At 34.9% G+C, this 21,241-nt stretch carries 17 protein-coding genes; 10 read left to right on the top strand and 7 right to left on the bottom strand.

Annotated elements, in window-relative coordinates; genetic code table 11:
- Positions 1-57 precede the first annotated feature (57 nt).
- On the bottom strand, positions 58-1,035 hold the full coding sequence (locus ACTU6T_RS03860; protein ID WP_460219945.1) for a pyruvate dehydrogenase complex E1 component subunit beta: 978 nt from the start codon (positions 1,033-1,035) through the stop codon (positions 58-60).
- A 332-nt stretch (positions 1,036-1,367) separates the two neighbouring features.
- On the opposite strand from ACTU6T_RS03860, the gene ACTU6T_RS03865 reads away from it, so the two are divergent.
- The 5 genes from ACTU6T_RS03865 to ACTU6T_RS03885 all read left to right on the top strand — a co-directional run bounded on the left by ACTU6T_RS03865 (position 1,368) and on the right by ACTU6T_RS03885 (position 6,633).
- A complete protein-coding gene (locus tag ACTU6T_RS03865) occupies positions 1,368-2,114 on the top strand; it encodes an electron transfer flavoprotein subunit beta/FixA family protein (protein ID WP_460219946.1) in 747 nt (248 codons plus the stop codon).
- Between the two features lie 24 nt (positions 2,115-2,138).
- Complete coding sequence (locus ACTU6T_RS03870) at positions 2,139-3,101, top strand: electron transfer flavoprotein subunit alpha/FixB family protein (protein WP_460219947.1); 963 nt, start codon at positions 2,139-2,141, stop codon at positions 3,099-3,101.
- Positions 3,102-3,216: 115 nt separating this feature from the next.
- Positions 3,217-3,825 carry a bifunctional nuclease family protein gene (locus ACTU6T_RS03875; protein ID WP_460219948.1) on the top strand — a complete coding sequence of 203 codons (609 nt, stop codon included), beginning with the start codon at positions 3,217-3,219 and terminating at the stop codon, positions 3,823-3,825.
- A gap of 12 nt (positions 3,826-3,837) precedes the next feature.
- Complete coding sequence (locus ACTU6T_RS03880) at positions 3,838-5,562, top strand: nucleoside transporter C-terminal domain-containing protein (protein ID WP_460219949.1); 1,725 nt, start codon at positions 3,838-3,840, stop codon at positions 5,560-5,562.
- 246 nt (positions 5,563-5,808) lie between these two features.
- Positions 5,809-6,633, top strand: a complete 825-nt coding sequence (locus ACTU6T_RS03885; RefSeq protein WP_460219950.1) for a thymidylate synthase — start codon at positions 5,809-5,811, stop codon at positions 6,631-6,633.
- Positions 6,634-6,710: 77 nt separating this feature from the next.
- Here ACTU6T_RS03885 and ACTU6T_RS03890 read toward each other — a convergent pair whose 3' ends face one another.
- Entirely contained in the window at positions 6,711-7,010 is a 300-nt protein-coding gene (locus ACTU6T_RS03890; protein WP_460219951.1) for an isoamylase early set domain-containing protein, read from the bottom strand.
- A 299-nt stretch (positions 7,011-7,309) separates the two neighbouring features.
- Here ACTU6T_RS03890 and ACTU6T_RS03895 point away from each other — a divergent pair, with 299 nt between their 5' ends.
- From ACTU6T_RS03895 to lspA, 4 genes are all read left to right on the top strand, one after another.
- On the top strand, positions 7,310-8,239 hold the full coding sequence (locus ACTU6T_RS03895; protein WP_460219952.1) for a dihydrofolate reductase: 930 nt from the start codon (positions 7,310-7,312) through the stop codon (positions 8,237-8,239).
- Positions 8,240-8,244: 5 nt separating this feature from the next.
- Positions 8,245-9,804, top strand: coding sequence for an NAD(P)/FAD-dependent oxidoreductase (locus tag ACTU6T_RS03900; RefSeq protein ID WP_460219953.1), 1,560 nt, complete (start codon positions 8,245-8,247; stop codon positions 9,802-9,804).
- A gap of 76 nt (positions 9,805-9,880) precedes the next feature.
- Positions 9,881-10,774, top strand: coding sequence for an ACP S-malonyltransferase (gene fabD / locus ACTU6T_RS03905; RefSeq protein ID WP_460219954.1), 894 nt, complete (start codon positions 9,881-9,883; stop codon positions 10,772-10,774).
- Between the two features lie 5 nt (positions 10,775-10,779).
- A complete protein-coding gene (gene lspA, locus ACTU6T_RS03910; RefSeq protein WP_460219955.1) occupies positions 10,780-11,277 on the top strand; it encodes a signal peptidase II in 498 nt (165 codons plus the stop codon).
- Positions 11,278-11,319: 42 nt separating this feature from the next.
- On the opposite strand, the gene ACTU6T_RS03915 is transcribed toward lspA, so the two are convergent.
- Positions 11,320-12,597 (bottom strand): metal-dependent hydrolase family protein, encoded by a 1,278-nt coding sequence (locus tag ACTU6T_RS03915; RefSeq protein ID WP_460219956.1) that lies wholly within the window; start codon positions 12,595-12,597, stop codon positions 11,320-11,322.
- 628 nt (positions 12,598-13,225) lie between these two features.
- On the opposite strand from ACTU6T_RS03915, the gene ACTU6T_RS03920 reads away from it, so the two are divergent.
- Complete coding sequence (locus tag ACTU6T_RS03920) at positions 13,226-14,434, top strand: amidohydrolase family protein (RefSeq protein WP_460219957.1); 1,209 nt, start codon at positions 13,226-13,228, stop codon at positions 14,432-14,434.
- Positions 14,435-14,486: 52 nt separating this feature from the next.
- On the opposite strand, the gene ACTU6T_RS03925 is transcribed toward ACTU6T_RS03920, so the two are convergent.
- Genes ACTU6T_RS03925 through ACTU6T_RS03940 form a run of 4 tightly spaced genes read right to left on the bottom strand, consistent with a single transcriptional unit; the run spans position 14,487 to position 20,812 of the window.
- The gene (locus ACTU6T_RS03925; protein WP_460219958.1) at positions 14,487-15,407 is read right to left on the bottom strand and encodes a hypothetical protein; all 921 of its coding nucleotides are present in this window, start codon (positions 15,405-15,407) and stop codon (positions 14,487-14,489) included.
- A 12-nt stretch (positions 15,408-15,419) separates the two neighbouring features.
- Positions 15,420-16,256 (bottom strand): hypothetical protein, encoded by an 837-nt coding sequence (locus tag ACTU6T_RS03930; protein ID WP_460219959.1) that lies wholly within the window; start codon positions 16,254-16,256, stop codon positions 15,420-15,422.
- Between the two features lie 18 nt (positions 16,257-16,274).
- Positions 16,275-17,750 (bottom strand): RagB/SusD family nutrient uptake outer membrane protein, encoded by a 1,476-nt coding sequence (locus tag ACTU6T_RS03935; RefSeq protein WP_460219960.1) that lies wholly within the window; start codon positions 17,748-17,750, stop codon positions 16,275-16,277.
- A gap of 17 nt (positions 17,751-17,767) precedes the next feature.
- Positions 17,768-20,812: a SusC/RagA family TonB-linked outer membrane protein gene (locus ACTU6T_RS03940; RefSeq protein ID WP_460219961.1), complete on the bottom strand. Its 3,045-nt coding sequence runs from the start codon at positions 20,810-20,812 to the stop codon at positions 17,768-17,770.
- Positions 20,813-21,241: the final 429 nt, after the last annotated feature.

Here is a 21,241-nt window from a genome sequence, read left to right on the forward strand (position 1 = left end):
AACTTCATCAACAATCGTGCTAATGAAGTTTTGATAACGCAAAAAATTGCGAATTATTTATTTATACATCACTTTTTTAACGGCTTTTACCACATCTTCATGATTTGGAAGCCACTCAGCCAATAATACTGGTGAGTAAGGAGCTGGTGTATCTGCTGTATTAATTTTTACTATTGGAGCATCTAAATAATCGAAGGCCTCAGATTGTACTAGATATGTAATTTCAGTAGCGACATTACCAAATGGCCAAGCTTCTTCTAAAACAATTAATCTATTGGTTTTCTTTACCGATTCTATAATAGTCTTTCTATCCATAGGACGAACCGTACGCAAATCAATAATTTCGCAAGAAATACCTTCCTTTTCTAATTCGTCAGCAGCCGTATAAGCTTCCTTAATAATTTTTCCAAAAGATACAATGGTTACATCTGTTCCTTCACGTTTGATATCAGCAACACCAAGCGGAATAGTGTATTCCCCTTCTGGAACTTCGCCTTTATCCCCATACATCTGCTCGCTTTCCATAAAAATAACTGGATCATCATCACGAATCGCAGATTTCAATAATCCTTTAGCATCGTAAGGATTAGAAGGTACAACCACCTTTAAACCAGGTGTATTAGCAAACCAACTTTCAAAAGCTTGCGAATGGGTTGCTGCTAACTGACCAGCAGATGCTGTTGGTCCACGAAATACAATTGGGCATTTAAATTGTCCGCCAGACATTTGCCTAATTTTAGCAGCGTTGTTGATTATTTGATCAATTCCAACTAAAGAAAAGTTAAATGTCATGTACTCTACAATAGGACGATTACCTGTCATTGTAGAGCCAATAGCGATACCAGCAAAACCAAGTTCAGCAATTGGCGTATCAATAACACGCTTAGATCCAAATTCATCTAACATCCCCTTAGAAGCTTTATAGGCTCCATTATATTCTGCCACTTCTTCTCCCATTAAATAAATGCTTTCATCTCTACGCATCTCTTCACTCATGGCTTCACAAACCGCTTCTCTAAATTGAATTGTCTTCATGTATCAGTTTTTTTAGGAATAGCAAAAGTAATAATTATTGATAATAAAATACCATAAAATTGATGTCGAAAAAGAGAATGAAATTTCTAGCACCACTTCATGAGATTAATTTTAATGATTTTTATGCCGAAACGCGCCTCGAACTGTTAATAGCTTGGCCAAAAAAATGAATAATTGCCGATTTTATTATGAAATTCTGAGATTTTATTAATCAAAATTGCAGAAACTTAATTTTTCACAAAATTTTACTATGCATGCATAGTAAAATTCGGATTTTTATAATTATCTTCGTGCACTAGAAAAAAAATTATATTCAACATAAATAATTCGATATGAAAATATTAGTATGTATTAGTCACGTTCCTGATACAACATCAAAGATTAATTTTACTGATGGCGACACAAAATTTGACACTAACGGTGTGCAATTTGTGATTAATCCAAACGATGAATTTGGACTAACACGTGCCATGTGGTTTAAAGAAAAACAAGGTGCTAACGTTACTGTTGTTAATGTTGGAGGTCCAGAAACTGAGCCTACGCTTCGTAAGGCTTTAGCTATTGGAGCAGATGCAGCTATTAGAGTAAATACAGAAGCTAAAGATGGTTTTCAGGTTGCTAAAGAATTAGCAAATGTTGTAAATGATGGTGGTTACGATTTAGTTATTGCTGGTCGTGAGTCTATCGATTACAATGGTGGTATGGTTCCTGGAATGTTAGCTGCATTAACTAACGCAAATTTTGTAACGAATTGTATAAGTTTAGAGGTTGATGGCAACAATGCTACTGCAATGCGTGAAATTGATGGTGGTAAAGAAACTGTTACTACAAGTTTACCTTTAGTAATTGGTGGACAAAAGGGATTAGTTGAAGAAAGTGATTTACGCATTCCAAATATGAGAGGAATTATGATGGCACGTCAAAAACCCTTATCTGTTGTTGAACCAACAAATGCTACTACTGAAACTACATCTGTATCTTTTGAAAAGCCAGCTCCTAAAGGTGCTGTAACTTTAGTAGACGCAGATAATATTGATGAACTAATCAATTTGCTTCACAACGAAGCTAAAGCGATTTAATAACCCTATTAAAAGAAAAAAAACATGTCAGTTTTAGTATATACAGAATCAGAACAAGGAAAATTTAAAAAGACAGCTTTTGAAGCAGCGTCTTACGCAAAGGCAGTTGCAGAACAAATGGGAACTAGTGTAACAGCTGTTTCGATTAATGCTGATGACACTTCAGAATTAGGAACTTATGGTGTTGATAAAATTTTAAAGGTAAGCAATGGCGATTTAAATAATTTCAATGCCAATACCTACGCAAGTATTATTGAACAAGCTGCAAAGCAAGAAAATGCTAATGTCGTTATTTTAAGTTCTAGTGCAGACAGCAAATATGTTGCTCCTTTGGTAGCAGTTGGTTTAGAAGCAGGTTACGCTTCTAATGTTGTTGAAGTTCCTTCAAGTACAGCGCCTTTCACGGTTAAAAGAACAGCATTTACTAACAAAGCGTTTAATATGACTTCTATTGACACTACCAATAAGGTTGTAGGAGTATCTAAAAATGCCTTTGGTTTAGCTGAATCTTCAGGAAGCGCTAATGTTGAGGATTTTTCACCATCTATTCCTGCATCTGGAGTAACAGTACAATCTGTAGATAAAGCTACAGATAAGGTTACGATTGCCGATGCTGAAATCGTAGTTTCTGGCGGTCGTGGATTAAAAGGCCCTGAAAACTGGGGAATGATTGAAGAATTAGCAGATGTTTTAGGAGCTGCAACAGCATGTTCAAAGCCTGTTTCTGATTTAGGATGGCGTCCACATAGTGAACATGTTGGACAAACAGGAAAACCAGTAGCCTCAAACTTGTATATTGCCATTGGAATCTCTGGTGCAATACAACACTTAGCTGGTATTAACTCATCCAAAGTAAAAGTAGTTATCAATACAGATCCTGAAGCACCTTTCTTTAAAGCTGCAGATTATGGGGTTGTAGGTGATGCCTTTGAGGTTGTTCCAACATTGATTGAAAAATTAAAAGCTTTTAAAGCTCAAAACGCATAATTTTTTATAAATTGTAGTTTGAAAAGGGCTGTTTTGATTTGGTTCTTTAGACATAAATCTGCATTTTGCAGTTGTTAAAGTCCGAATTAAAACAGTTCTTTGTGTTTTATAGATTATGAGCTTAGTTAGATTAAATATCAAAGGGATTTCATATAGCCAAACCCAAAATGGCGCTTATGCTTTAATTCTGAATGAAGTCGATGGCGATCGTAAATTACCAATTGTTATTGGTGCATTCGAAGCTCAATCTATTGCTATTGCTCTAGAAAAGGAGATTAGACCTCCTCGACCTTTAACTCACGATTTATTTAAAAACTTTGCAGATCGGTTTGACATAGTAGTCAAGCAAGTTATTATCCACAAACTTGTGGATGGTGTATTCTATTCTAGTTTAATTTGCGAACGTGACAAAATTGAAGAAATCATAGACGCTAGAACAAGTGATGCTATAGCACTGGCATTACGCTTTAAAGCGCCTATTTTTACTTATAAAAACATCTTAGATAAAGCAGGAATTTATCTCAAGGTAAACCCTAAAAAAGAGAATGAAGAACAAGATTCTATTCTTGTAGATGATATGGTAGCCGAAGAAATCGAAGCTAACATTCAAGACAACTACATGGATAAATCACTCCAAGAACTACACACACTTTTAGATGAGGCTGTTAATAATGAAGATTATGAAAAGGCAGCCAAAATTAGAGACGAAATTTCCAAACGCTAACAACCCCTTCACATGAAACATTTTTTACTAGCTATTACAGCTGTTTTTTTTGGAATTACAATGACCTCTGGCCAAGATTTAGAAAAAAAATGGACGTTTGAAGCTATACAAAATGATAATGGAGACACACTTTTTGAAGTCTTTGAATCTGATATTCTGAACATAAAAGAAGGGGAATTTACTTATTCTTTGAATGCAAAGAACAGCTTGAAAGCTTCAGGCGATTATATCTATCAAAATAACTTATTAGTGTTTTACTACACACAACCTAACGACACTATTAGACATTATAAAATTTCTGAGCTTACAGATTCTACTTTGGTTTTTACAGAAAAGAATATCATTTATAGATTTAAAAGTTCTAAAACTCTAGAAGGTACAGAAGCTACTGCAGCAATAACATCAGATATCGAAAATGATATTATACCAAGTCAAGGCTTCTCGATGAATAGTTTATGGCGTGGTGCCTTAGGTATGATTACACTAATATTTATAGCCTTTTTGTTTAGCAGTAATCGTAAAGCTGTGAATTGGAAAACCGTAGCTATTGGTTTAGCATTTCAACTGATTATTGCAATTGGAGTACTTAGAGTAGGATTTGTAAAAGCCGCATTTGAATGGGTTGGTAGTCTATTTGTTAGTGTACTAGATTTCACCAGAGCAGGAAGTAAATTTCTATTTGAAGGGCTAGTTATGGATATGGATACTTTTGGGTTTATTTTTGCCTTTCAAGTATTACCAACAATCCTTTTCTTTTCTGCACTAACTTCCGTTTTATTCTATTTAGGAATCATTCAAAAAGTCGTAAAGGCTATGGCATGGTTATTATCTAAGGCTCTTAAAATTTCTGGTGCTGAAAGTTTAAGTGTTGCTGGAAATATCTTTTTAGGTCAAACCGAAGCCCCTCTTTTAATCAAAGCCTATCTTGAAAAAATGAACAAATCAGAAATGCTTTTAGTCATGATTGGTGGTATGGCAACTGTTGCAGGAGCCGTTCTTGCAGCTTATATTGGGTTTTTAGGAGGTGAAGATGAAGCCCTGCGTTTATTTTATGCCAAGCATTTATTAGCCGCTTCTGTAATGGCTGCTCCAGGTGCTATTGTGATTTCAAAAATTTTATATCCTCAAACAGAAGAAGTCAACACAGATGTTTCTGTATCCCAAGAAAAAATTGGTTCAAACTTACTTGACGCTATCGCTAATGGAACTACTGAAGGATTAAAATTAGCAGTAAATGTAGGTGCCATGTTGTTAGTTTTTGTGGCATTTATAGCCATGATTAATGGTGTTCTAGGATGGATTGGAGAAGTAACTACTCTAAATGATTGGATTATTGCAAACACTGTATATCAAGGGCTTTCTCTTGAACTTATTCTAGGTTATGTATTTGCGCCTTTGATGTGGCTTATTGGTGTTGCTACAGAAGATATGGCACTTATGGGACAATTATTAGGTATCAAATTAGCAGCCAGTGAATTTATTGGCTATATTCAATTAGCAGATCTTAAAAATGCTGCTAATGTAACCCATCTCAAATATCAAAAATCTATTATTATGGCCACATACATGCTATGCGGTTTTGCTAATTTCGCTTCTATAGGTATACAAATTGGTGGTATTGGGTCATTGGCACCAGGACAACGTAAAGTACTATCTCAATTTGGAATGAAAGCCTTGATTGGAGGGACACTAGCTTCATTGATTTCGGCAACAATTGCTGGAATGATCATCGGATAATTATCCCATTTCGAATAAAGCAATATTCTACATAATTAACAGGTTTTTATAGTTAATAACTTTTAATATCTATCATTAATTTCCTGCAATAAAAACTTGTGTTTTTAACTAAATTCGTCTCCACTATTATTTATTATTTGTCACACTGAGTGCAGTCGAAGTGTCTTCAATTTATAATCAAAAGTTTAATTAAAAGAGATTTCCGCTATATTTTATCTAAAGCGGAGCCAAAAGGCAGGCAATATTATGAAACAATACCACGACTTAGTAAAGCATGTTTTAGAACATGGAAATAAAAAGGAAGATCGTACAGGCACAGGTACAAAAAGTGTGTTCGGCTATCAAATGCGATTTGATTTGAGTGAGGGTTTCCCAATGGTAACCACAAAAAAATTGCATTTAAAATCTATTATTTACGAATTACTTTGGTTCTTAAAAGGTGACACAAACATTAATTATCTCACAGAAAATGGTGTTCGTATCTGGAATGAATGGGCTAATGAAAATGGAGATTTAGGGCCAGTTTATGGCCACCAATGGCGCAACTGGAATAGTGATGATATTGACCAAATAAAAGACGTAATTCACACCTTAAAACACAATCCAGATAGTCGTCGCATGATGGTATCTGCCTGGAATCCTTCTGTAATGCCAGACACATCAAAATCATTTGATGAAAATGTTGCTAATGGAAAAGCAGCCTTACCGCCTTGTCATGCCTTTTTTCAGTTTTATGTTGCTAACGGAAAATTATCCTGTCAATTGTATCAACGAAGTGCAGATATCTTTTTAGGCGTACCTTTTAATATTGCATCTTATGCCTTATTTACCATGATGATGGCTCAAGTTTGCGGCTATGAAGCTGGTGATTTTATTCACACCTTTGGTGATGCACATATCTATAGTAATCATTTGGAACAATTAGATTTACAATTATCTAGAGAGCCTAGAGCTCTTCCAACGATGACATTAAATCCTGAAATCAAAGATATATTCGATTTTAAGTTTGAAGATTTTACATTAGAAAACTATGACCCTCATCCTCATATTAAAGGTGTGGTAGCTGTTTAAACTAAAAATAACAGTTGTAAATAAAAAAAGCATCCAATAGTATTGGATGCTTTTTGTGAATTTAACAATTTAAATTCTTACACGTTTAAAACACCATTTTCGGCTGCGGCAAAATCACTCCATGCATAAGCATCGGCTTGGTCATCGTTTATCCATTGACCATCTACCACATATCTAAACTCATAAGAATTATCTTTTTCTAAATCTAAAGTTCCTTTAAAAGTACCGTTTTTTAATTTTTTCAATTTAACAGCTTTCTTTTCGTTCCATTCATTGAATGTTCCTACTACTGCTACTTTTTTTGCGTCTTCAGCAGGCACAGAAAATGTCACCTTACATACTGGTTTGCTCTTTAAGTATTGCTTTTTAATTGCCATAATAATATGAATTAATTTCTGGGTCAAATGTATAAAAGAAATAGTCACACTCAAACGAATGTAATACTAGAAATAAAAGAATTATCATTTTAATAAAATTAAGCTCACAATGATTTTAAATTCAAAAAAAACCAATACTTATTTTATACGATTCGTAACGCTAACCCCAACCATTAAACATTGATTTTCAAAATATTACAAACGAAAACGTTTGCGTGATTTTGATTTTTCAGAGAAAAAAAATAATTACAACGTTTGCGTTAAAAAGACTAACTTTACATTTACAAATGTTTTGATTTATGTTCGGAAAAAAGAAACCCATACCTCAAATTGACAAAGAGCAACTAGCACTAATAAAGTATGCTGAAAAACGTATCAAACAAAAAAAACGTGTCTATATTCATTTTGTCATTTTTTTAATAGGTTCTGTTATTTTAATTCTTGCTAATACTGTCTTAGGAATAGGAAAAGATATAAAAATAGTAGGATTAGATTGGTTTGTCATTGCCATAGTATTATGGCTTGCTCTATTTATTTATCATTTTGTTAGTGTCTTTATAACACACAGTTTTATGGGTAAAGATTGGGAAGATCAGCAACGGGAGGCCCTTGTAGCTAAACAACAATTACGAATAGAAAAATTAAAACAACAGTTTTTAAAAGAGGAGACTGAAATTGCTAAATCTCAAGCTTATAACGAAACACTAGACACAAAACCTACAAATCAAAAAAAAAAATCTGAATTAACCATTATTGTCGCTGCAGGCGAAAACAATGCTATCGGAAAAGACAACGATTTAATTTGGCATTTGAGTGATGATCTCAAACGTTTTAAATCTCTTACTAATGGCCACCATATTATCATGGGGCGAAAAACTTTTGAAAGCTTTCCAAAACCTTTACCAAACAGAATACATATTGTTATTACGAGACAACAAAACTATAAAGTTCCAGATGGTGTAATTGTGGTTAACTCAATGGAAGATGCCCTTGATGCTGCACGACATGACAAGCAACCTTTTATTATTGGAGGCGGTGAAATTTATAAACAGTCTATGACTCTTGCTGATAAAATTGAAATTACTCGTGTACATCATAGTTTTGAAAATGCCGATACATTTTTTCCAGATATCGACAGGTCTATTTGGAAAGAAACTTACAGCAAATTTCATGATAAAGATGAAAAGCATGAGTTTGCTTTTACATTTTTGACCTACGAGAGAATCTAAATTACATGATTAAACAACTTCAACTTCGTATTACACTTCAAGAAGAGCGCCAAGCTGGAGTTTTGGTTGATAAAGCATCTGAGATGCTACATATAAAACCTGATGATATTTCCGCAATAAAAGTGCTTCGGAAATCGATAGATGCTAGAAAAAAACTCATTATACTTAATTACAAGGTAGAAGTTTACATTAATGAGAAAGCACCTGAACATACAACATACACTTTTGATTACAAAGATGTTTCCAAAGCAAAACCCATTCATATTATTGGTTTTGGTCCTGCAGGTATGTATGCTGCGTTACGCTGTATTGAACTTGGCTTTAAGCCCATTGTATTAGAACGCGGAAAAAATGTTCAAGATAGACGACGTGATTTAAAAGCTATTAATCAAGATCATTTCGTCAATGAGGATTCTAATTACTGTTTTGGGGAAGGTGGTGCTGGAACCTATAGTGATGGAAAATTATACACCAGAAGTTTAAAACGTGGAGATGTAAGAAAGATTTTTGAAAATTTAGTTTTTCATGGTGCCACAGATCAAATACTGGTTGATGCTCATCCGCATATTGGCACAAACAAACTTCCTAAAGTAGTAAAAAATATTAGAGAAACGATTTTGAGATTTGGTGGTGAAATACATTTTGAATCACGAGTGACCGACTTCAGTATAACGAAAGGCTTGATAACATCTATAATACTTCAGAATGGTAAAGAACTTGATGTAGACAAGGTGATTTTAGCCACAGGGCATTCGGCTCGTGATATTTACTATTTATTGAATAACAAACATATTCAATTAAAAGCAAAATCATTTGCAATGGGTGTTCGTGTTGAACATCCTCAAGACATTATAGATGGTATTCAATACCATTGTCGAGGTGAGCAACGTGACGAATTGTTACCTGCTGCCGCATATAGTTTGGTTCAGCAAGTTAATAATCGAGGTGTCTATTCTTTCTGTATGTGTCCTGGTGGTTTTATCGTTCCTGCTGCCACTACTAATGGTGAAGTTGTAGTGAATGGAATGTCACCTTCCAAACGAAATAATGAATATGCAAATTCGGGTATTGTTGTTGAAATTAATGTGGATAGAGACCTCTATAAATACGAACAGCATGGCGCCCTTAAAGGCTTAGAATATCAAAAGGATTTTGAACGACTTGCCTACACTGCAGGAGGACGAACACAAGCAGCACCAGCACAACGACTTACCGATTTTGTTGAAGGACGACTCTCAACCGATTTAAATCCAACATCATATCAACCTGGATTGAAATCGGCACCATTACATTCTCTTTTTCCAAAATTGATTGGAGGATCTCTTCGTAAAGGATTTAAAGCATTTGGTGATAAAATGAAAGGTTTTTATACTGCTGAAGCTAACATTATTGGAGTCGAATCACGCACATCATCTCCTGTTAATATCCCTCGAAATGAACATTTAGCACATCCTGAATTATTAAACTTATACCCTTGTGGTGAAGGTGGAGGTTATGCTGGTGGGATCATTTCAGCAGCTATGGATGGTGAACGTTGTGCTGAAGCAGCAACAGGTCATTTATAGATTTATTTATACAAACATATTGTAACGTTATCATTAAGATATTATTCCTATTTTTGTCGCATAAAATTTGACAACAATGAATGCATATATTTTCCCAGGTCAAGGTGCTCAATTCTCAGGAATGGGACTTGATTTATACGAAAACTCAGAACTAGCTCAAGAACTATTTGAAACCGCTAATAGTATTCTTGGTTTTTCTATTACTGATATAATGTTTGAAGGATCTGCAGAAGATTTGAAAGAAACTAAGGTTACTCAACCTGCAATCTTTTTACATTCTGTAATCTTGGCAAAAACTTTGGGTGACAATTTCAAACCTGATATGGTTGCTGGACATTCACTTGGTGAATTTTCTGCTCTAGTAGCTAATGGTACATTAAACTTTGAAGACGGATTAAAATTAGTATCTCAACGTGCACAAGCAATGCAAAAAGCTTGCGAATTACAACCAAGTACTATGGCTGCTGTTTTAGGACTAGATGATGATATCGTAGAAAAAGTATGTGCTACTACTAATGGTATAGTTGTAGCCGCTAATTATAACTGCCCTGGTCAATTAGTTATTTCTGGAGAAATTGACGCTATTAACACTGCTTGTGACACCTTAAAAGAAGAAGGTGCACGTCGTGCTTTAGTACTTCCTGTTGGAGGTGCATTTCATTCGCCTCTTATGGAACCAGCAAGAGAGGAATTAGCTGCCGCTATTGAAAGCACATTATTTAGTACGCCAAATTGCCCGATATATCAAAATGTAACAGCCTCAGCTGTAATTAATGAAAATGACATTAAGACTAACCTTATCTCTCAACTTACAGCACCTGTACGCTGGACACAATCAGTTCAGCAAATGATTGCAGATGGAGCAACTCATTTCACTGAAGTAGGTCCAGGAAAAGTATTACAAGGCTTAGTTAGAAAAATTCATAGAGAAGCAGAAACTACTTCAGCTACTTTAGACACAAACGTATAGTTGATATGACATTATCCCGAACGGCAGGTATACTTTTGCTTATAGTATTCAATATTGCAATTGATCAAATTTCAAAAGTTATAGTAAGAGCCAACATAGACCCAACGGATCGCATCAATGTTATAGGAGACACCTTCTTGATGATGAACGTAGAAAACACTGGAGCATTTTTAGGTATGGGAAGCGACATGAATCCTACACTAAAATTGTTTCTATTGAAGATTTTACCTGTTCTTGTCTTGTGCTATTTAGTATATTATATTATAAATAATAAAGGTCTAGACAAATTAAGTAAGATTGCATTATCCTGCATTGCTGGAGGTGGAATTGCTAATGTCTTTGATCGAATAGCATTTGGCTCGGTAACAGATTTCTTTCATTTAGATTTTGGAGGTGTCTTTAGAACAGGAGTTTTTAATGTAGCAGATATGTCTGTTACTTTTGGAATGCTTATACTACTCTACAGTACATTCTTTCTCAAGAGAAAAACTCAAAACGCATAAAAAAAGCCACTCCTTTTGAAGTGGCTTTTTTTATCATTAGTTTTAGTTTTTAAATATTTTTCCTTCTTTCATTACAAATACAACATGTTCCATTGTAGATATGTTTTTGGTTGGATCCTCATCTACAGCAATAATATCTGCAAGAAAGCCAACTTTAAGTTGCCCCAATTGGTTCTCCATATCTAATAACTTTGCGTTTGTAATTGTAGCACTTTGCAAAGCAAACATGGGTGACCATCCAGCATCAACCATATATCTAAATTCTTTAGCATTTTCACCATGAGGAAATACGCCAGCATCTGTACCAAAAGCAATAGGCACCTCTTCTTTAACTACCATGTCAAAAGTTTTATCTAACACAGCCATAGTACTAGTAATTTTAGGAAGAATTACAGGAGGGTAATAATTTGGAATTTTAGCCTTTTCCTCTACATAACGTCCTGCAGACAATGTTGGTACTAAATAGGTATTATGCTGTTTCATAAGCATTGCGACTTCTTTATCCATAAAAGAGCCATGTTCTATAGTTTGTACCCCAGCTATAACTGCACGTTTCATTCCTTCTTTTCCATGAGCATGTGCAGCAACGACCATTCCATACTCTTTGGCTGTTTTTACAATTTCATTGACTTCCTCTTGAGTAAACTGTGCGTTTTGCCCATTTTTAGCGACACTTAAGACACCTCCTGTAGCAGTGATTTTAATCAAATCCGCTCCATTTTTATAGCGTTGTCTTACAGCTTTTCTCGCATCTTCTGGGCTATTAATAACGCCTTCAGCGGGTCCAGGATCTCCCATTAATTCTTTTTTTCTTCCGTTTGTAGGATCAGCATGACCTCCAGTGGTTCCAATCGCTTTTTCAGCAGTAAAAATTCGAGGTCCAGGCACTTTTCCTTTTGCAATGGCATCGCGTAAAGACACATTAACACCACTACCCCCAAGGTCTCTAACCGTTGTAAATCCAGACATGAGCGTTCGGTTAGCTATTTCAGCTGAATTAAAGGCGACATCGGCATCATTTTTAGTAAATACATCTAAATACCGTGTTGGACTCGTTTCACTTTCTATATGTACATGCATATCTATGAGTCCAGGTAAAACGGTTTTATCTTTGAGATCAATTACCTTATCATTTGATGATTCTGGAGATGTGTACCCATCATTGATAGCAATAATTTTAGTTTCAGATACAACAATTGTTTTTTTAGTTAAGACAATTCCTGATTTGGTATCAATTAATTTTCCGCAGTACAAATAAGTATTTTGAGCTGAAAGTGAACATGTTATTAAACATAAAAATAAACTAAGTATGGTTTTCATAATATATAAATAAAGATGGTTTTTGCTTTTTTAGAATCATGCTCTATATGGGTCAAATCAAATCATCGTAAGCCTGGTATTTTGAGTATAATTTAAGTAGTTAACCGCTAAAAAATGTATATCTGCATAAAAATAGCAATTAAATTATTCATTAATTATGAAAACAATACTTTCTTTAATATAACTGCCATGTATTTCGAGTGATCAAAAACTGAAATTTTTAATTCTTTTATAGGTAATCGGGAAGGCACATGTGAACTAATGGGAAACGAAGCAACATTTTCTATGGAATGACAAAGCTTACTATATCATAAGTTTATTTAGCTCAAGTTCAAAAACCAATTTGAGAATCATAGTATGGTAACTAATGCCTATTATAATTTAGGGTGACGATTCTACTGAACAAAGGAAAACCATATATGTTATTAAAAATAATCAAATTAATGCAAAAGATTATTTTTTAAAGACAACAACTATTTTTCTTTTACTAAAGCAATTTACAATACTGTCAATTAGTTCTATTTTCTATATGTTCAAATCGCAATTCTAGCATTCTAATTCATTTGCGATATTTTTTGCAACATGACTTTTATAATTGAGTCTTTAACACAAAAAACATCAAGTAATTATGAAAGTAAAAATAGTATGTTTCCTATCCTTAATTTTAATTTTTAGCTGCTCAAATTCTGAAGTTAATGATCTCGTTTTAATTAACGCAAATATTATTGATGTTAATACTGGAGAAATTTCTAAAGGCACGTTAACCATAAACGAAGGTTTAATAGTTGAAAACCCAAAGATTCTTAAAGCGAAATCAATAATAAATTTAGAAGGGAAATATATAATTCCTGGTCTTTGGGATATGCATGTTCATATTCATGGAAACAAACAAAAACTAAAACAATTTTTTAACTATGGTGTTTTAGGTGTAAGAGACATGGGAGCAAGAATTAAATCAAATGTAGATAGTTTAATTAAATGGAAACAGTTGAACAATAAAGCAATACCAGAAATAGAATATGCTGGTTTATTTTATAGTGATACAACTTGTTTTAATGGTCACCAGCACATCTCAAAATTTGACGATGTTATTAAATCTATTAATTACACCAAAAGCATAGGCGCCAAATTTTACAAATTGCACAATTGTTATCCTGATAATTTAATTCCTATATTAGATTCGCTAGCGAAAAAAAACAATATAAAAATAGTTGGGCATATCCCAGAAGGAGTTGATATACTGCAATATATTAGAGAATTTGACATTAGTTCAATTGAGCATATTAGTGTTCCAATTAGAGCGATAAGTTTTCAAAATAAAAACCCGCTTAATATGATGCAAGCCATTTCAAAATTTGACGGCTCATTTCTTGATACCTTAGCAATAGAAATGAAAAACTCTCATACAGCGTTTTCTCCTAATTTATTATCTGAAAAGGAATTTCTAAAATCGTATTCTGAAGAGCAAAAACCTTTAGGTGAAGCATTATATGATCGTTACAAGAAGTACACAAAAAGGTTTGCAAGTCAAGGTGTATTAATATTAGCCTCTACTGATACTGGTCTAGAAAGCATAGAAGCAGGAAAGTCATTGCACCAGGAATTAGAATTATTATCAGAAGCTGGTCTCACAAATTTAGAAGTAATACAAACTGCTACAATTAACCCAATGAAATATTTAAATGACAAAAAACATATCAACCCTTTAGAACTAGGGTCGAATGCAAATTTTGTTGTCTTAAATTCAAATCCAATAGATAATATTTCCAATACAAGTGATATTCATTCCGTCATTAAAAATGGACAATTTGAGCTAAAATCTCAAAATAAGCAATAAAAAAAACGCTGTAATTGTTACAGCGTCTTTTCATTTAGGGTTAATAAATATACTAGATTTTAGTTAGCATAATTGTAAATGGCACATCCATTTGGCCGCAAGCCCCTCCTTGAAAGTCAATCATATTCAATGTTATCACTGCATCTCCACAAGGCAGTTCTGATAAATTGGTTTGATCTCCTCCAATAAACACAGGAACACCTCCACAAGCAAGTCCAGTAGTTATCCCATCAGGAATTGTAACAACTCCATTATCTAATTGAAATGGAATATCTACCACAGGGAATCCTAGTGTTATACCTGGTAAATAATCTGCAGAAAAAGTCCTACTAAATGGTCCGTTATCGCCTTCAGTTATTGTTACAACCAAACTATCTTCAAATTGCGCTCCAAATGGGCCATCACCAGTTGGAATTGTTAATGTATAATCTCCTAACAACAACCCACCTGATGCATCAAGACTTGGGCAAATTGCTATGCGTTGTGAAGCTGGAAAACCTTCGCTACCTAGACCCACAGTTATTACACTTGAACTTGTACTTGCTAATACGATATCAAAAATCATTGGCTCGGTCAAATTCATTCCAATTTCTGATATATCAAAATCAATTGTTGGTAAAAAAACATAGTTAATCCCTGTCCCATTATCTGGCCCCATATAACTTGTTTGTCCAGCAGGACTTACAATTGACCCAGAGTTAGAAAATACACCATTAGGGTCTAATCCAGATATACTTACTAAATTATAATTAATGGTTAAATCTTCATCGGTTCTAGGAACTTGAATATCGACACCAACTCTAAGAATTTCTTGATCTGCTTGATTGGAAATAATGGTACTCGGGCTACCCTCAACAAATTGAATCCATCCTACATTCTCTGTTGGTCTAAACCCTAAATCATCGTTATCGTCACATGCTGTAAAGCACATCACTAAACAAATCACACTACATAGTTTTATAATGTTTTTCATATTCTCTGTATTTTATTGTTTGGTGAATTTATAAGTTGTTTGTGCTGTTGCACCACAATCAGCCTGAGTATCATCTGTAAAGGTTAAGAAAAACTCTGTATCATCTGATAAATCATAAGATTCTGCTACTGTTGGTTGTGTAAACCAGTCTGTTCCTGTATTACAAACACAATTACATCTTTGTGTAGGCACATTAATCTCATTACACACTAAGTTAAATGTAAATGGATTATTAGTTGTGCAAAATACAGGATAATTAAACGTATCAAAAGTACGCGATGTACCATCTGCAGTAATCGTTGTAATACTTCCGTCAGATAGTGTAGCACTACCACCTAAAAATGGTGTCACTTGTTCCATTAAATAGTTACCAATCATAAAAGTTTCTGGTACAGGACATACTTGAAATAAATTAATTACATGAGGGGCATCATTTATAGTTCCGCCTCCATCAATATCAGTAATCACTATCGTAAGTGTCTCAGCTGCTGTCCCAAGATTTTCGTCATCAATACCTGTGACAGTCAATGTTCCAATGTGTGAATTCGCAGGAACCAAAATTGAAGGTGATAACATATAATTAGCTGGCAATACAGTAGTGGCATCACCTTCAGTAACTATGGTATACGATACATTTCTATCTGTCGAAGACACCGTAGATACTTCTACAGAAATGTCTGCACTTCCGGTTCCATCAATCAATATTGGAAGATTAGTGCTAGTTCCAGCAAATGCCACTAATGTTTGTCCGTTTACGCTATCAAACGTTGTATTGATATTATCATTTTCATCGCAACCAAAAAAGGCTGCTACCATCAATGATAATACTACTATTTTTATTTTTTTCATAATCATTTAATTTTTTTATTAATACCCAGGGTTTTGTTCTGCAGCACTGTTGGCTGTAGTCTCTGCTAAAGGAATAGGTAATGTATATCTGTGATCATCATTTGGCAATGAACATCCAGCTAAGATTGAGCACTCTTTTGCATCTCTTTCCATCACTCTATTTCCTCTATTTCCTAAACGCTTTAAATCTACCCATCTATGACCTTCAAACAATAACTCTAAACGTCTCTCGTCTAAGATGCCTCCAAAAGCCTCCACCTGGTTTGCATACGCAGGTAAAGGCTGAGGAGTTCCGAACCTTGCATCTCTAAGTTGTTTGATAAATTGTGCTGCTGTTCCTAATTGATTTGCATCTGCCGCTGCTTCTGCTCTAATAAGTAACATCTCTGCTGATCTGAATACTTTTAAGTCATTCATAAGTGGTTGACCATTCGATCCAGGATATTTCCACACTAATAATACATCATCATTTAAGAAGTTAGGGTTACTTGCATAACTAGGATCAATTGAAGATTCAGCTAAGTTCACTGCTCTTGGTAGACGAATATCTGCTGTTCCATTCATGATATTAAATGTAGAACGTGAGATTTCCATAAATGGTCCTCCACCTGCTCCTGGGTCTATAAATGCCCATAAGCTTCCTGCCCATCCACCACCAGCGGTTCCTTGCCCATCATAGGTGTCTCCTCTAGCTCTTTCTAAAGAAAAGATCACTTCTGTAAAGTCTGCATCATCGTACATAGAGAAGTACTGTGCTTGGTTAGCAATTGGATAGCTTGCTAATAAACTTGCTGCAAATCCATCTGCTGCTGCATACTGCCCTCTATAGGCTGCCATTCTTGCTCTAAGAGCTGTGATGAAATCTTGACCCATAAAAGTTGCTCCTTCATCAGAAGTAATTAAACTAACTGCAGTATTTAAATCTGATGTAATCTGAGTATAAAACTCGCCATTAGTAGCTCTTGCTACACTCGCAAAAATATCTGATGTTGGCTCTGTAAGTAATAATCCTGCTAATGCTGCATCATTAGTATAATCTGTTGAAAAGAACGTCAGAATTTTAAAATGTGAAAACGCTCTAATTGCGTAAGCCTGTCCTACAACATTATCATATTCTGTTGGGTCTTCCGCTCTATCAATAGTTTCTGCAGCTGCAATGATTCTGTTCGCCATGCCTATCGCTCCATAGTTGGAGGCCCAAATACCTGCTACATAACCACTATTAGTATTGATATTATAGTTCTGTGTGTTGGAGTTTTGTCCTCCATTTTGCACACCTCTAAACGACTCATCTGTAAATGCTGCCGTATAGCCTATTTCATTGGTTGTGTCTAGGAAATTGTACGCTCCTAGCAAACCACTTCTCAAGTCCGCAACCGTTTGGAACGCATTGTCGGCTCCTAATCGTCCTGGTTGATCAATATCAATCGCATCATTACACGACACCACTGCAAAGACCAAACAAACACATAGTATTTTATATATATTTCTCATATTAATTTATTTTTTTATTAAAATCCAAATTCAATTCCTACCGAATACGTCTTTGGAGTTGGGTATCCGTTTTGAGATGCCCCCAATGCTTCTGCATCAAACCCTCTCCACTTACTCCATGTTACTAAGTTCTCAGCACTTACAAATGCTCTAAGTGATGTGAATCCTATTTTATCTAACACTTTCTTTGGTACATTGTATCCAAACTGGATAAAACGTAATCTTAAGTAATCTGACTCTCTAATGTTTCTATCTGATAAGAACTCATCACTTGCATTTGTTGCATTAAGTGATGGAATATCTGTAATATCTCCTGGTTGTGACCATGCTCTTAAAAGATCTCTTGAATGTCTAAACTGACCAATTGCTGTTGGATCTAAAAATCCTTGTAAATCGAAATCTGAACGATATACACCAATGGTATAGTTAAACTGTGTTGTTAAGAAGAAATTCTTATAATCTGCATCAAAACCGAAACTACCTTGGTAATCTGGGAAAATGTTCTTTCCAGTTGCTCTTTGATCATTCGTTGTGATATCTTCGGTTAAGTTACCATTGATATCTAAAAACAATAAGTTACCATTGGCTGGGTTAACACCCATATATGGCGCTGCAAATAATTCTCCAATAACACCACCAACGCGTCGCACAAATGGCTGATCTCCTCCAGCTCCTAAGCTGATGATTTCTTGCTTATTGTAGTTTCCTACCAAGTTAAGTGTCATATTAAAGCCATCTTCTTCTTTTGCTTTAAAAAGGTCGTAGTGTAATTCTACATCAAATCCACTGTTTTGTAATTCACCTACATTTGCATTAATTCCAGTAACACCTCCATTTAATGATGGTGCAATTGGCGTTCTAATAAATAAGTCTTCAGTGTTTCTTTGATACACATCAAAACTACCTCTTAATCTATTATTGATAAGTGCAAAGTCTAAACCGATATTAGCTTGTACAATTGTTTCCCATTTTAGATCATTGTTTCCAATTTGTCCTACTGATAAACCATTAACACCACCATATTGTCCTCCAGTATTAAAGAAGTTCTCTGTTAAATCTGGTGCAGCAAAGTAAGCAAACTGTCCAGCTACTGCTACGATTCTCTGGTTACCTGTAGTTCCATAAGATCCTCTAAGCTTTAACTGATCGAAGATTGAATCTTCCATAAACGCCTCGTTTGAAATATTCCAACGCCCTGAAACAGACCAGAAGGTACCCCAACGATTGGACGCAGAGAAGCGGTAAGATGCATCGCGACGAACAGTGGCAGAGAATCCATATCTTGTATCATAATCATAATCTACGAATCCAAAGTACGAGAATAAACCTGCATCTCTAACAGTTGCACGACCAGTATCTACATAGTTATCATCATTAGCATTATCATTTACGAAAGCCGCTCCATCTCCAGGAGAGAAGGTTGCCAAAGTGAACCCTAACTGTCTAAATCCAAAACTTCGCCTATGTGCTTTAAAGTATTCTGTAAATAAAGACACCTCTAAAGAGTGCTTATCTGCAAATACTTTTGACCACGTAAGTGAGTTGTTAAAATTTAATGCTACTGAACGTCTTGAATCCTGATCTGAGAATCCTGGTGTGTTATCTCCTGTGGCAGCAAATAATTGTGCGTTAAAAGATATTGGAGATTCTACACGTAATAATTGCTCATCTGTAAAATCACCACCAAAAGAAGTTCTAAAGGTTAAATTATCTGTTATTTTATAACTTGCATTTACGTTTGCGATAACCTTAATTTCATCTTCACGTCTTGTATAGGTATCCCTTCTATCTAATAAAAACAATGGCGTATTTGCAAAGGTCACAGGAATATTAGCGCCTTGTCCTGGGATATATGATGCTGTTGAAACATAAGGCAAGGATTGATTGGCCCCCACTACAAAGTTTCTGTTTACAGAACCCGCTGCACCAATGATACTATTTGGTTCATTAGATTCTGAGTAGTTAAATGTAAATGATGTTCCATAGTTGAACTTATCATTACTTGATTTACCAGATATATTACTTCTGAAGTTAAAACGTTTAAGCGTACTTGCCTTCTTCAAGATTCCTTCTTGATTATGATAACCAAATGATGTGAACGAGTTAATGTTCTCACCACCTGACGCCAAGTTAAGTGTATGACTCTGAGTAAGTCCTGTTCCAAAGAACACATCTAACCAGTCTGTATTGGTTTGCTGAGCTCTGATTGCTAATTCTGCATCAGATAAAGTCGCTCCAAATCCTGAACCAAAATCCTTCTCTAACTGTAACTGCTCTCTCGAGTTCATTAAGTTATAATCGTGATTCTGTAAAGTTGAAAAGGCTGTCGTTCCAATGTAGTTTATCTTTAATCCTGAGTTATAAGACCCTCTTCGTGTCTTAATAAGTACAACACCATTAGCTCCTCTGTTACCATAGATAGCAGTGGCCCCTGCATCCTTAAGTACAGATAATGACTCAATGTCATTTGGGTTTAAAGATCTAAAGTTATCCTCATCTACTGGAACACCATCTATAATAAATAATGGCTCTGTGTTACCTGATAAGGATGATACACCACGTAAGTTAATGGTACTATCACCTCCTGGCTGACCAAAACCTGTTGTAATGTTAAGTCCAGCAACCTGACCCTGAAGGGTCTGCGCAAATGACGCATTTGGTCTTGCCTCTACCGTCTTTGCTGTAATTGTTGTGGAGGCAATATTAGATTTCTCGGCTGTTGAAGTTCTGTAGGCCTCAATAACAACCTCTTCTAATGACGCAATGTCCTCTTGTAATGCCACATTAATTGTTGTTCTGTTTCCTATGAGTTCCTCTGCTGTTTTGTTTCCTACATAGCTAAATACTAAGGCTTCATTAGCACTTGCTTTAATAGAATAGTTACCATCAAAATCTGTTTGAACTCCACGCGTTGTTCCTTTTACGATGACACTAACACCTGGCAACGGTAATCCGTCTACTGCTGATGTAACTGTACCTGTGATCGTTTTCTCCTGAGCTAACATTGTAGCCATATTTAAAAAGAAGAGCACCACCACTAAAACATAATTTTTTACTTTCATAAATTTTCAATTTTAATTATTACGAGTTAGTTATAGTGCAATATGAAAAGGCTAGTGGTGAAGCGATTTATTTTTGAAGACTAACTCAAAATAATTACTCTTATGAAATTAAAGTTAACATGGTTTAATGCATAATAAGTCACACTTACACCACCATGCCTTTTGCAATTGCTAGCGTAAAAGAAGAATATTTATAAGCCTGATTAAGTATATATGATTCAGAATACTTTTTTACTGAATCAAAATGACACATTAATGATTTGATTGAAAAAAACACATTGTACCAGTACAAATGATTGAAACTATAACTCATGAAACTATTGACCTATATTAGGATAAATGATGTCTATCAACTCATTTTCATAAATACTAAATAATTGATTTGAAACTCAAGTATTTTGATTTGAAACTCAATTAAAAAAAAGTGAA

The organism is Psychroserpens citreus (assembly GCF_055686305.1).

Bases quoted from the DNA above. Each gene is read 5' to 3' on its own strand.
- ACTU6T_RS03870 (WP_460219947.1), top strand. From the start codon at position 2,139: ATGTCAGTTTTAGTATATACAGAATCAGAACAAGGAAAATTTAAAAAG.
- lspA (WP_460219955.1), top strand. From the start codon at position 10,780: ATGACATTATCCCGAACGGCAGGTATACTTTTGCTTATAGTATTCAAT.
- ACTU6T_RS03925 (WP_460219958.1), bottom strand. From the start codon at position 15,407: ATGAAAAACATTATAAAACTATGTAGTGTGATTTGTTTAGTGATGTGC.
- ACTU6T_RS03880 (WP_460219949.1), top strand. From the start codon at position 3,838: ATGAAACATTTTTTACTAGCTATTACAGCTGTTTTTTTTGGAATTACA.
- ACTU6T_RS03915 (WP_460219956.1), bottom strand. From the start codon at position 12,597: ATGAAAACCATACTTAGTTTATTTTTATGTTTAATAACATGTTCACTT.
- ACTU6T_RS03920 (WP_460219957.1), top strand. From the start codon at position 13,226: ATGAAAGTAAAAATAGTATGTTTCCTATCCTTAATTTTAATTTTTAGC.
- ACTU6T_RS03860 (WP_460219945.1), bottom strand. From the start codon at position 1,035: ATGAAGACAATTCAATTTAGAGAAGCGGTTTGTGAAGCCATGAGTGAA.
- ACTU6T_RS03885 (WP_460219950.1), top strand. From the start codon at position 5,809: ATGAAACAATACCACGACTTAGTAAAGCATGTTTTAGAACATGGAAAT.
- ACTU6T_RS03865 (WP_460219946.1), top strand. From the start codon at position 1,368: ATGAAAATATTAGTATGTATTAGTCACGTTCCTGATACAACATCAAAG.
- ACTU6T_RS03900 (WP_460219953.1), top strand. From the start codon at position 8,245: ATGATTAAACAACTTCAACTTCGTATTACACTTCAAGAAGAGCGCCAA.
- fabD (WP_460219954.1), top strand. From the start codon at position 9,881: ATGAATGCATATATTTTCCCAGGTCAAGGTGCTCAATTCTCAGGAATG.
- ACTU6T_RS03895 (WP_460219952.1), top strand. From the start codon at position 7,310: ATGTTCGGAAAAAAGAAACCCATACCTCAAATTGACAAAGAGCAACTA.
- ACTU6T_RS03940 (WP_460219961.1), bottom strand. From the start codon at position 20,812: ATGAAAGTAAAAAATTATGTTTTAGTGGTGGTGCTCTTCTTTTTAAAT.
- ACTU6T_RS03930 (WP_460219959.1), bottom strand. From the start codon at position 16,256: ATGAAAAAAATAAAAATAGTAGTATTATCATTGATGGTAGCAGCCTTT.
- ACTU6T_RS03935 (WP_460219960.1), bottom strand. From the start codon at position 17,750: ATGAGAAATATATATAAAATACTATGTGTTTGTTTGGTCTTTGCAGTG.
- ACTU6T_RS03875 (WP_460219948.1), top strand. From the start codon at position 3,217: ATGAGCTTAGTTAGATTAAATATCAAAGGGATTTCATATAGCCAAACC.
- ACTU6T_RS03890 (WP_460219951.1), bottom strand. From the start codon at position 7,010: ATGGCAATTAAAAAGCAATACTTAAAGAGCAAACCAGTATGTAAGGTG.